Origin of the sequence: Streptomyces sp. NBC_01477 (genome assembly GCF_036227245.1) — a bacterium.
Classification (GTDB): domain Bacteria; phylum Actinomycetota; class Actinomycetes; order Streptomycetales; family Streptomycetaceae; genus Actinacidiphila.
Map to the genome: position 1 here is coordinate 1,417,372 of NZ_CP109445.1, position 12,314 is coordinate 1,429,685.

3 protein-coding genes are annotated in these 12,314 nt (G+C 73.9%); all 3 read right to left on the minus strand.

Translation table 11 applies throughout. The features are described 5' to 3' along the window. Window positions 1–161: 161 nt before the first annotated feature. A complete protein-coding gene (locus OHA86_RS05450; RefSeq protein ID WP_329172968.1) occupies window positions 162–11,306 on the minus strand; it encodes a WXG100-like domain-containing protein in 11,145 nt (3,714 codons plus the stop codon). Then, window positions 11,303–11,707, minus strand: a complete 405-nt coding sequence (locus OHA86_RS05455; protein ID WP_329172969.1) for a WXG100 family type VII secretion target — start codon at window positions 11,705–11,707, stop codon at window positions 11,303–11,305. Before OHA86_RS05455 ends, OHA86_RS05450 begins: the two co-directional genes overlap by 4 nt. Window positions 11,708–11,803: 96 nt before the next feature. Further along, a complete protein-coding gene (locus tag OHA86_RS05460) occupies window positions 11,804–12,241 on the minus strand; it encodes a YbaB/EbfC family nucleoid-associated protein (protein ID WP_329172971.1) in 438 nt (145 codons plus the stop codon). Window positions 12,242–12,314 lie beyond the last annotated feature (73 nt).

Below are 12,314 nucleotides of genomic sequence, written 5' to 3' on the forward strand. Positions count from 1 at the left end.
CTACCCGTCGGTGTGGACCGCGCGCGACGCCGGGGCGCTGTAGCCGCCGCCCGGACGCCGGTCGCGGTCCGGGGCGGGATGCCGGTCGCCCGGCCGGCCCATGGCCAGGTCGGATGCTCGATCGCCACCCGCAGTGCCGACATCCCGCGTGGCGTACGCCGTCAGACCGTCGCGGTGCGGGGCGGCTCCAGGGCGACCGTCACCGAGCCGGCGGGCGGGTACGCGCCGGCGACCGGGGGCCACGGCACCAAGGGGCCGTAGGTGACTCGGACCTCCTCCGTGGGAGGCACCGGCCGGCCCGAGGCACGGAGGTCGTCCAGAGCGGACGCCAGCGCCGCACCGTACGCGTCGGCGATGTTCCGCGCGCGACGGTCGGCAAGCTGGAGCGAGCGGCCGAAGTGCGGCACGCCGTCGACGCTCACCACCGCGTGGCCCTCGATGCGGATCACCGGCACCGGTCGTCCCGCGGCCACCGCCGCGGCGATCCCTGCGGCGGCCTCCTGGGCGCTGTGATCGACCCACGCGCGCTGCGGCCCGGTCAACTGCTGCCGCGCGCCACCCTCGTTGCCCTCGTAGGGCAGATCCCAGGTGGACGGGCCGGAGGGTACGGGCGCGGGCGCGGACGACAGGTCCTGGGACGAGAGCGGCGGCACATCCGTGGAGGGTACGGGCGCGGATGACAGGTCCTCGGACGAGAGCGGCGACGGCACATCCGTGGACGGGGACCCGGCCGTGACGGGGTGAACGGGGTGCGCCTGATCGGTCACGACGGGAGCTTCCGGTGCGGTGACCTGGATCGTCGGGACGGCCGGAGTCGTGGGCGGCACCAGGTGGGCCTGGTCCGCTGTCGTATCCGGCGTATCCGGTCCCGTACCCGGGGCAACGGGGGTGCTGGTCACCGCCGTCGCGGTGGTGTCGGGCGCGACCGGCTGCCGCGGGGCGGTGGACCAGTAGTAGGCGTGGTGGGTGGTGGTGACGGGACCGCCGTAGACGCCGTTCGCGTCGTACTTCTGGAGGGTGATGCGGACAGGCTGGCGGAAGAGGCGCTGGACGCCCTCGGTCGTGCCCTGGCCGGGCTTGTCGCCGGTGAGGCCGTGCGGGACGGCCGGAGGGGTCAGCCCGCGTCCGGGGGTGCCGGGCGGGAGGGTGACGGCGGAGTCGGCGGCCAGCGACTGATCGCGGCTGATCTGGATTGAGTTGAGGCCTGGCAGCGGCACCGCGAAGCCGGGGTTGCGGGTGAGGAAGACGACGTCGGCGGGGGCGACGTTGTAGGAGACTCCCCTCCCGGCGGACGTGGACAGGTCGTCCTCGGTCGAGACGGTGACCTCGTCCTTCGCGTCGTCGCGGCGCCCGACCTCCTGGGCCTGCCCGGTCGGCTCCATGGAGACCTTCAGGCCGGTCCGGCCGTCCGGGCCGAGCGGCACCGTGCGGTAGCCGGTGGCCGGGTCCTTCAGCTGCGGGAAGACGGTGGACAGCGCCTGGCCGGACAGCGCCTGCCGCGTCGAGATCTGCTGCGGGAGCGGCGTGGTCTGCTCGGTGTGGAGTTGGTGGCCGGGACCCAGCCGCGGGTCGTGGACGAAGGACTCGACAACGCGCCGGGCGGCGTCGGGCGTCATCGACCACGCGGCGCCGCCGAGCGCGCCGGTCGTCGCGTTCCACGCCTGGGACGCGACGGAACCGGTGCGGCCGAGGACGCCGTCGCCCCACGGGCGCGGTGTGGTCAGCGCGTTGTGGGCCGCGGCGATCAGCCGCTCGGGGTGGTCGAGACCGACCAGGTCGTGGCCGGAGTCGAAGTCGGTACGCCACTGCCGGCGTTGCTCGGGCGTGCCGTTGACCGGCTGCATGTCGATGCCGCCGTCCTGCTCGCGCGGCAGCGGCTGCGGCTGCGGCTGCGGCAGGTGCTGGTCGCCCGCCTGCTGCCCCGCGCCCGACTGGTGCGGGGCCGTCGTGCCGCCCGCGGTGTCGGTGGCGGGACCGGTCGTCGTCATCGACTCGGGCACCCAGGCGCTGACCCGTCCGTCCGGCAGGACCGGTCGGGGCGCCGGCAGGTTGACGAAGCGCTGGGTGGCGTTGCGCCGGGTGACGGTGACGTCGAAGCGCATGGGGGTGCTGAATTTGTGCAGGCCGCCGGACGAGGTGGTCTTGTGGTCGACCGTGGTGGTCTGACTGGAGGAGTGCGACGTGTTGCCCTTCGTCTCCGCGCCCGCCGTGGCCGAGTACGTCACGTTGTTGAGGTGGTCCGTGGCCGTCGGGGCGCGGTAGGAGGCACGGATGTTGCTGTCCCCGCCGGCCGACCAGTTGCGGCCGCGGTCACCGGTGACGGTCTCGCTGGCGGTGACCTTGCGGGTCGAACCGCCGTCCGTCCGCGGCCCGTCGTGGCGCCACCCGGTCGGGGTGCCCTTGATGTGGACCTGAGTCACCGTACGGACGCCGTGGTAGTCCTCCACCGTGTGGACCAGTACGCCGGGTCCCACCAGGTCGTCGTAGTGGGCCCCGAGGTGGTCGGGCGTGACCAGGTCCGCGAACGGCAGCGCCGACAAGGGGACGTCGCCCAGGCCGTTCCCGGCTTCCAGGTCGCCCGGGGGGAGCGAGCCGCCGCGGATCTGGCGGTCGATCTCGCGCAGGATCTCGTCGGTCGAGGGGATCTCGACCCGGCTGCCGCCGCTCACCCCGTTCTCCAGCGGCACCGAGCGGCGCGGCGGTTGCACGGTCGCGTCGGTGCCGGGGGTGACCGTCGTCGTGCCCGCGTCGGTGCCGGTAGTGGTGGCCGTGGTGCCGGGGTCGGTGCCGGTACGGGTGCCGGTGTCGGTACGGGTGCCGGTGTCGGCGTCGGTATCGGTGCGAACACTGCTGCCGTTACCGCCGCTGGCGGTAACCGTGTCAGGGCGCGCGGTCTGCGTCAGCGCACGGACATCGTCGTCCGAGAGCAGAACGCGCACCCGGTGGTCATGGGTGACCGGATCGCCGTAGGTGACGTCGCCGGTGGAACTGGTGACCTTGCCCTGCAAGGTGATGCGCGCGTCGCCCTCGTAGACGTGCCAGGGGCCGCCCTGGGAGGTGGTGCGGCTCGTCGTGAAGACGTGCTTGACTGCGTCGGCGCCGCTGCCGCCGTAGGATCCCTTGCCCCGCACACCGCCGCGCAGCTGGTACGTCGAGGCGTGCGGGTTCTCGGGCGTGGCAGGGAAGCGGCCGAAGTCGCCGCCGACACCGCCCTTTCCGGTCACGGCTGCCTTGTCCTGCACCTTCACCGACGTCTCCGTCTTGGTCTCGACCTCCAGCTTCCCGTCGCCGGAGAGGGTCTCGCGATAGGTCAGGTTGTGCAGCTGGGTACGCTGCGACAGCCCCGCGGTGTCGCGGTTGCGGCCCGAACCGACGTGCTGGTCGGCCGTGTTGGTCCACCCGCCGTGCGACGCGGAGACGTTCGCGCGCAGCTGGGACTGCGTGGTGAGCGGCTTGATGAGGTCGTCGAGGGCGGGGACGCGGACAGGCAGCGGTGAATGCCCGTTGTCGTGGCGGGTGGTGAAGGCGCTCTCGACGGCCTCGCGGGCGTGGTCGCCGTAGGCGTCCTGGTCGCCCACGTGGTCCACGAGGTGGTGGTCCGGCAGCCGGTCCAGCGTCACACGCTGCGGCACACCGGTGGGCGTCTCGGTCCTGCCCACCCCGACGGTGACGCGGCCGCCGCCGGTGCCGACATGCCGCACCGACTGGTGGTGCAGCTCGGTCGGGAGGGTGGGCACCCGCACCACGGGGTGGTCGGCGTCCTGATGAACCGTCAGGACATCGAAGGAGACCGGGTACGAGAACCGGTCGCGGTCGCCCGAGACGGTCAGCGTCCGCTTCACCTCGGTGGTGTCGCCGACCGTCGTCCCGTGCGTGGGCGCGTAACTGCCGTCGGCGTTCACGTTGAAGAAGCCGCGCTGGTAGTCCGTGTGGTCCAGCGAGCTGCGCAGGTTGCCGCTGCCCGCGACGGTGTGCGAACTGCCCTGGCTGACCGACCGGTCCGCGCCGGCGGACTGGGTCAGCGTGTTCTTGGCCGTGGCGGTCCGCGTGTCCTCGTACGTGCCGGGGCCGAGATCCGCCTTCACCAGTACGTCGTAGGTGCTGGCCTTCAGCAGCGGCAGGTGGGAGCTGTCCAGGCTGATCCGGAAGGTGCCGTCCAGCAGCCGGTGACCGCCCCCGGCGAGTTGGGACGGCGCGATCTGGCGGCGCAGGTCGGCCAGGTTGGTGAACGCCTTGGGCGTGACGCGGACCGGCTGGTGGTCACCCGCGACGGCTCCCTGCGTCGGGTGGACGACGTCGGGAGGTGGAAGGACGCCGGGGGCGGTCTGCCACAGCGTCTGCACGATGTGGCGCTCCAACTGCTCAGTGCCGGGAAAATCGGTGAAGGTGGTCCGCTCGGCGAGTGCGGGACCGCCCAACTGCTGCCCGGACGGCGGCTGCCGGACCGCCGGCGACTGCGTCGCGGGATCGTGGCCGGCGGGCTCCTGCGGCCAGGGCAGGACGCGGACGACCTCACCTGTGGGCGCGTGTCCGGGCATCTGCACGACGTGCGTGCCCGGCGCGGGCGCCGGCGGGGTGTGGTCGGTGATCTCCTGTGGGCTGGTGGTGTGCAGGCCGTCGGTCCCCGGGGAGAGCTGCTGCCGGGTCAGCCACACGCGGAAGCGGGTCGGGGTGCTCACGACGTCGGCACGCCCCTTGTGCTCGACGGAGACTCCCCCCTCGACCGCGTGCGTACCCGTGGAGCCATGGGCCGTTGACTGGCCGTAGGTGTAACTGCCGGTCCCGGTCAGCCACTTCGACTCGTCCGTCGCCGGGTTGTGCCACACCTCGCCCGAGGCGCCACCGCCCGCGCCGAGCGCCCATCCGCTGCTCTGCGAGTGGTTGCGGGCCTGTTCGCCACCGGTGGTGAAGCCGGTGCTGGTCGTGGTGTCCGTCGTGTGGAGCACGGTGGAGGTCTCCGGTTCCGCCGTCAGGCGCAGGAAGCCGGTGCCGCCGTCGGACAACGTCAGCGGCCCGGAGATCAGGCCGGCACCCGACACCTGCTCGAACTGGGTGATCACGTTGTCGGGATCGAGGAAGTCCGCGATGTCCTGGTGGGCCGTGCCGCCCGGTTGCGCGTCCCGCGGCAGTGCGTCGAACACGGCGTCGCGGACGCCGTCAAGTCCGGTGATCGTCAGCGGGTGCCCGGCGGCGGGCGTGGGCACGTGGGCCGTTCGCGTGGCGGGAACTGTGGGGGGAGCCGTGTCGGTGGCCGTGTGGGGTGCCGGGACGGGGGCGGTCTGGTCGCCGACCGTCCGGGGCGGCGGGTTCCAGCCCTGCCAGGTGTGTGGCTGCGTGGCGGAACGGGGGCCGGAACGCGGCACGTCCGCCCTGAGCTGCCCGCCGATCGGCTGGGCGGGCTGCGGCGGCGCGGCCTCGCGACCGCCTCCGGTGAGGGGATCGCCGTGGTGGTCCACGACCTGGATGTCGAACGTGGCCCGGGACGTGTAACTGTCGGTCTTGCCCGTCAGTTTGACCTCGCCGGCCGCCTTCGCCGACGTCGTGCTCGTCGTCTCCGTGCCGTGGCCCGCGCCGCCGAGCTTGGCCGAACCGCTCACCAGGACCGTCAGGTTGGGGTTGACCGGCCGCATCACCGACGGGTTGTAGTCGAGCCCCGACTGCGACGTCGACAGCTCCGTCTTCACCTTGGGCGGTGCGTAACCGCCGCCGGACTTCACGTTCAGCCCGTCGCCGTCGTTGTCCTTGCCCGCGTCGCGGGTCGGCTCCAACTGCCAGGGTGTCGTGTCCGCCCCCACCCGCACCTCGTACGGGTGGCCGTCGACGTGGACCGGGAAGCGCCAACCGCCGTTGATCATCTGCGGGTAGTGCTTGCGGAAGTTGGCGGGGTCGAACTGGCCGTTGAGCCGCTGAACCACCTGGGGGTCGTTCGCGTGCTCGCCGAGCAGCGCCTCGACCTGCCGCCGTACGGCCTCCGGTCCCGGCGCCTCCACGATCCGCTTGCCGGCGAGCGAGGAGTCGTGCCATCCGTCGGTGAGCTGCGGGGCCGGATCACCGTCCGGCCGCCCGGTGGTGTCGGGCACGGGCCGCTGGGTCGGATCGGTCTCGGTGCCGGGGTCGGGGTCGGGGTCGGTGCTCGTGCCGACGTCGTCGGTCACCGCGTCGGTGTGCTCGTCGGTCACCGTGTCGGCGTGATCGTCGCCGGCGTCGGTACGGTCGTCCGCCGTGACCGAGTGATCGTTGGCCGTGACCACGTGATCGTCCGCCGTGACCGGGTGATCGTCCGTCGTGTCCACGTGATCGTCCGCCGTGACCGGGTGATCGTCCGTCGTGTCCACGTGATCGTCCGCCGTGACCGGGTGATCGTCGGTCGTGACAACGTGATGATTCGCGGTGTCCGCGTGATCGTTCGCGGCGACCGGCGTAGTGGTGGCGGGCTCGGCGAAAGGATCGGTGACCGGGTCCACGTGGACGTGGTTGCGGGTGACCGGCGGCACCTGGGAGCGGGCTTCCTGCCATGCGGGGTCGTTCCGCACGTCGGGGTGCGGTCCGGTGGCGGTGCCCGCACCCGGGCGCGGGGCGTCGGTGGCGTTCCCGCCGGTGAGCGCGCCCAGCAGCGAGAGGTGGCGCCCGCCCAACCCGCCCTGCGGGAGGCCGTGTTCGGACGGCACGTGGTAGTTCCCCATCAAGCCGCCGGTGACACCGGAGCCGTCCGGGTCGCCGGCGTCCCCGTACTCGTCCCGCAAACCGATCTGGTGCCCGATCTCGTGGGCGTACGTGATCGGGGGCGCTCCCGTGGTCCACGTCCGCTGGTCGGTGTGGCCGCCGGCGTCGCCGTTCGTCACGTCGACGTTCATATGGGCCTGTTCGCCCGGGGCCACGTGCTCGACCGTGACGTGCAGCAGGTCGCCGTTGGGCAGCCGGTAACCGGGGCGGTTGAGATACGTCTCGACGCCCTCCTCCACACGGCTGCGGGTGTCCGCCAGGCTCTGCGGGTCCGTGGCACCGGGATGCAGCGCGACCCTGACCGTGAGGTCGGTGTACGTCTGCCCGCCGACGTCGACGCGGCGCTGGTCGAAGGACGAGCGCACGACGAAGCGCGGTGCGTGGTTCAGCCGCGCCGGCGGACGCACGGTCGAAAGGTCGCTCTCCGTGCCCGGGCCGTGGCGCAGCTCGTCCAGCCCTGTGGTGTCCGGGACGGGACTGTGGGTCGGGTCGGTCTCGGTGCGGGTCTCGGTCCCCGGGCCGGTTCGCTGCTCGGGCGGCCGGGCGCTCTCCTGAAGCGGCAGCTGGTCCGTGCCGGAGTGGGGCGCCGTGTGGACGGTCGTGGGCCGGTTGCTGCTCTCCGTCGGCGGCTGCCGGTCCGGCGTCGTGTGCGGGGTGGCGCCGTTCGTGGCGTGGCGTGTGTCATGGTCCGCGCCCGTGCCGGACGTGCCGGGGGTGTCCGGCCCGCGGTGGGAGACGGCGAGGGGCTCGTTCATCAGGGGCTGGGGCCGCTGCTCCGTGGGCGTGGTGTCGGGCGACGGCGTGTGGCCGGCCTCGGCCTGCGGGTCGGTGCCGATCCGGCCGAGGTGTCCGGGGTCCTGCTGCCCGCCCAGGCCCTGGCCGAGTTCCTGGCGCAGGTCGGAGGTCCGCTGATCGTGCGGCAGCGCGTGGTCGAGCTGGTCGCGGAGGTCCGCGACGCGCCGGGCGGACCGGTCGGCGGCGTCCTGCCGCCCGGACAGGAGATCCCTGGAGTGCTGGTCCCCGGCGCGGTCGAGTTCCTGGCGCAGCCGGTCCGCCTCGTCCTGGCGCTGGCGGTCCAGTTGCTCCTGCCGGGCGGCGCGCTCGTCGAAGGCGCGCCGCGCCTCCTCGGGGGAGTTCGCGTCGTACGCCTGGTGGCGCAGGTCGCGGGCGGTGGGGTCGTCGTCCAACGCGTCGAGGCGCTGCCGCAGTTCGTCGTCGGTGGGCAGGTCGTTCCTGCCGCCGTGCGCCGGGTCGTCCGCGCTGTGGCCGGTGGCGGGGGCGTCGGGCGGCGGGACCGGGTCGGCATGGAGCTGGTCGAGGCGCTGCTGGAGGTCCCGCAGATCCTGCTGGTCCCGGTGGTCGTGCAGGGCGTCCAGTGCGCGGGCGGCCTCGTCGGGGCCCGAGGCGTGGTCGATCTGCTGGATCAGCTCCTGTTCGTGGGAGCCGGTGTCGCCGCGCAGTGCGTCGAGGCGTTGCCGCAGGTCGTCGCGGCCGGCCGCGGCGTCCGGGACATCGTCGGAGTTGAGCCGGTCGAGCCGCTGCTGGAGGTCCTGATCGGCCCGGTGGTCGTGCAGTTGGGCGAGCGCGTGGGCCGCCGCGTCCGGGCTGTCGGCCTCCTCGACGGCTCGCCGCAGCTCGGTCTCCCGCGGATCGGGGCCGTCCGGGCGACTGTTGAGCCGGTCGAGCCGGTCGCGGAGGTCGGCGGAGTGCCGCAGGTCCGCAAGCTCGGTACGCAGCCGGTCCGCGTCGGCCCCGGTGGCGACCGCCAGTTGGCGCCGGACGTTCTCGACGTCCGGGTGGTACGGCTGCGGGGCGTCCCGTCCGGTGAGCACCTCCGAGGGGGCGTGGTGCTCCACGAAGGCGGTGTATTCGCGCAGATGGCTGTCCAGCAGGTCGGGGTCGCCGCCGCGGCGGGCCTGTTCGACCGCGTCCACCAGGTGGTCCCAGCTGCTCCGCTCGGACTGCGGCGCCCGGGTGGTGTCGAATCCGCCGTCCGCGTGCTGGCGGAAGGCGTCGTAGCGCTGGTTGAGCGCCCGCGTCTCGACATGCTCGCGGAACGCCTGGAGTTGACGGGTGGTCTCGCTCAGGTTCCCCGACCGCGCCGCCTGGTCGACGGCCTGGCGGTACCCCTGGCGGTCCGACGACGACATGCCCGCGTCCCGCCCGGCGCGGTCGAGCGCGTCGAGCCGGGGACCGACGTGCGCGGTCGGCGCGACCAGCGCGGTGTCCGGCGCGTGCGGCGCGTCGTGGATCGGGTGGGCGGAGCCGCCCGCGTCGCCCACCGGGTGGGTGGGCGCGGTCAGGCCGCCCGGATCCGCCGGCCTCGGGTCACCACCGCCGGGACCGTCCGCATGTGCGGCGTTCCCGCCACCCGGTACCGGCTCCACCGCAGGCCCACCCCCGGAGGCATGAACCGCCGAAGGGCCGGGCGCCGTACCCGCCACACTGCCGGGAGTATGCAAAGGCACCTCGGGAAACGCATGGCTACCACCACCGCCCACCGCAGGCCCACCCCCGGAGGCATGAACCGCCGAAGGCCCAGGGGCCGTACCCGCCACACTGCCCGGACTATGCACCGGCACCTCGGGAAACACATGGCCACCACCACCGCCCACCGCAGGCCCGCCCGACGTGAGCGATCCGCCCGGGGTCTGGGTGGGAGTGTCCGGGAGGACGAGGTGGGAGCCGCCGGCCACGGAGGGTTCCGCGACCACGGTCGGCGGCTGGTGCGCGGGCGGCACCTGCCCGGCACCCTGCGTGCCGGTGGTTCCGGCGCCGGCACTGTGCCCGGCGCCGAGGCCACCGCCCTCGCCACCGACCGAAGCGGGCGGCCTCGGCGCGCGGGGGGCGACCTCGGACGGCCCGCCGTGCGGCGCGCCGCCCTGGCCGGTGTCGGATCGGACCGGCGTGGCGGAACCCGCCCCGGGACCGGAGGCAGCCGCCCCGGTGGACGGCGCAGCCGATTCCACGTGCACCGGCGCCACCACGCCGCCGGACCCCCCGGGCACGGAGGGCGCCGCACCCTGCTCGCCACGTACCGGCCCGTCCGCAGCACCGGACGTGTGCGTCACCGGGGGGCCGGACGCAACCGGGCCGGCCGGCGCCTGGTCGGTCCGGGCGGGGAACGCCGTGGTGAAGCCCGGCAGTTCGGAGTTCGGCGCCGCACTCTGGCGGACGACCGGTTCGGCGGTGCGGCCCTCGCCCCCGGCGGCCGGGTGGTACGCGGTCGTGGTGGGCGGGGCGCCGCGCGGAGTGAACGTACCGCTGCTGCCGCCGGTCCCGGCCGCACGGACGCCGGTGACCGGGGCGGGGCCGCCCGCGCGGTGGTCCGGTACGTCGGAGCCGTGGCCGCCGGCCGTGGCGGAACCGGTCGTACGCACCGGGCGCGGCGATACGGTCGCGGGTCCGGTGGCCGCCGACGGGCGGGAGCCGGCCTCCGCCACGGGCACGTGGCCGCTCCCCGACTCAACGGGCGCGCGTACAACCGGAGTTCCGCCAGGCGCACGGGTGTCACCGCCCGTCGCGGTCACGGCACCGCTCGTCGTACGGACCGGCGGGCCGCCCGAACCGTCCGTGGCCGCGCCGCCGTGGCTCCCGGCTCCGGGGCCGAACCCGGCGTCGGGACCGCTCGCGGACGGACCGCCGCGGCCGAACGCGGTCCCGGTGCCGCCGGATTCGAAGCCGCTCCCCGGGGGTTTGGCGGGACCGTGCAGGTCCGGAAGGTCGGGGACGGACGGCAGGTGGAAGTCGAAGGTGTCGACCCTGGTCTCCCCGCCGCCGCCGGCCCGCCGCTTGCCCCCGCCACCGCCGAGCGCACCGATCGCACCGGCCGCGGCGCCGAATCCGACGTCCTCGGGCTCACCGCTGTGGAAGAGCTCGTTCATGGCCACGGTGCTGGCCGCGCCGGAGCCCGCGCCGAGGATGGCCTTGCCGATCAGGGAACCGCTGAACTTCGGGACGAACGCCCCGCCCAGGCCGAAGGCGGCGCCGCCGATCGCACCGCCGATGGCGCCGCTCTCGATGGCGGCGACCGTGTTCTCCACGCTCCACGACGTGCGGTCGCCCTTGAGCATCTGGATGCCCTGGATGACCGCGTCCATCGCCACCATCATGCCGATGCCGGTGGCGATGGCGGTGAACAGGCGGCGCAGCAGCATCCGGACGACCAGCCGCACGGAGGTGATCAGCGCGGGGATGGCCTCCGGCGCCCAGAAGGCCAGTTGGGCGATCTCGAACGCCAGCCAGACGAGCTGGACCAGGATCATGTACTTCGCGTACTCCAGCTGCACCCCGGTGTTCTTGCCGAGCTTGCCGAGTTGGCTCGACGCCTCGGCCATGTCCGGCACGTTGGACTGGAGTTGCCGGACGAACGACCCGAACTCGTCCGCCACGGAGCCGCCGACGCTGTTGAGCACGCCCCGGGTGGCGGGGGTGATCTCCCGGCTGATGGCGGCGAGCGCCCGCGCGGCGTCGTCCCAGGCCATGCCGAGGCTGCGCATCTTGTCCTCGTCGCCCTTGGGCCACGACTGGCCGACGGCGAGGCGGGCGACCCAGCCCAGTTCCGGGGGCAGGTTGACGCTCACGGGCGGCCGGACCCCTTGTGGCCGCCGCCTTCGCCGCCGCCTCCCCCACTCTCGCCGCCCGGGACCGCGCCCGGTTCCAGGGAGGTCCCGAGCTGCCGGGCCGACTCGGAATTCTGGGACTCGATGCTCTGGAAGCCGCGAGCCATGGTCCGCAGGCCGTCGCCGGTGCTCCGCAGTACGTCCCCCGCGCCGTCCGTCGCCTCAAGGATCTGCCCCTTGGGCTTGGCGTACTGCCGCAGGAAGGCCGTACCGGACGCGTCGTCGCCCCAGCACTCGCCCAGCGCGCCCAGCCGCGATTCCAGCACCTCGTGAACGGTCCGGAAGCGCTGGGCCAGCTCCTCCATGTACGGCATCTGGGCCTGGAGACCGTCGGTGTCGACCGAGAACGACTCGCCTGACATGGGAACTCCCTGGGTGGGCTCGGTGGTGACGCGTGAACGGACGTACGCGGGCGGGCTGAACGGGCTTACGTGGGCAGAGAGTCGGGGTGAAGCCGGCTACGGGCGGCGGGCGGCTCCTTCCGGGCGGCCGTTGTCGATGTAGTCCCGCACCGGGTCCGGCATGGCCGGGTCGTCGGGCAGGATCGCCGCCGGGTCGACCTCGCCGCGCAGCAGGGCGGCCACGGTCACTCCGGGCGGCAGGGCCAGCGACGTCAGTTCGGCGACCTTCTCCAGCGCGTCGGCCCGCGCCTCGCGGATGGTCGCCAGCAGGACGTCCGACAACTCCTTGGGCGCCATACGGTGATAGGCGCCGGTCGGGAAGTCGATGGCCGTCACGTCGCCCTGCGCGCCCACGGTCACCTTCACCGTCTGGCGCGGCGCGGTCGCCGTGCCCGTGACCTCGTTGATCCGGCGCCGCGTCTCGACGGCCTCCTCCCGCTGCTTGCGGTAGAGCTCCAGCAGACCTTCGATGTCCTGGTCGTACGGGGTGGTCACGGCTTCCTCTCCTCACGTCGGCCTCGTGGTACGCAGGCCCGGCGGCTGCGGTCCGCGGCGGGCGGGCGGCCCG

Excerpts from the sequence above, each read along its gene's own strand:
- OHA86_RS05455 (WP_329172969.1), bottom strand. The coding sequence starts at position 11,707 with ATGTCAGGCGAGTCGTTCTCGGTCGACACCGACGGTCTCCAGGCCCAG.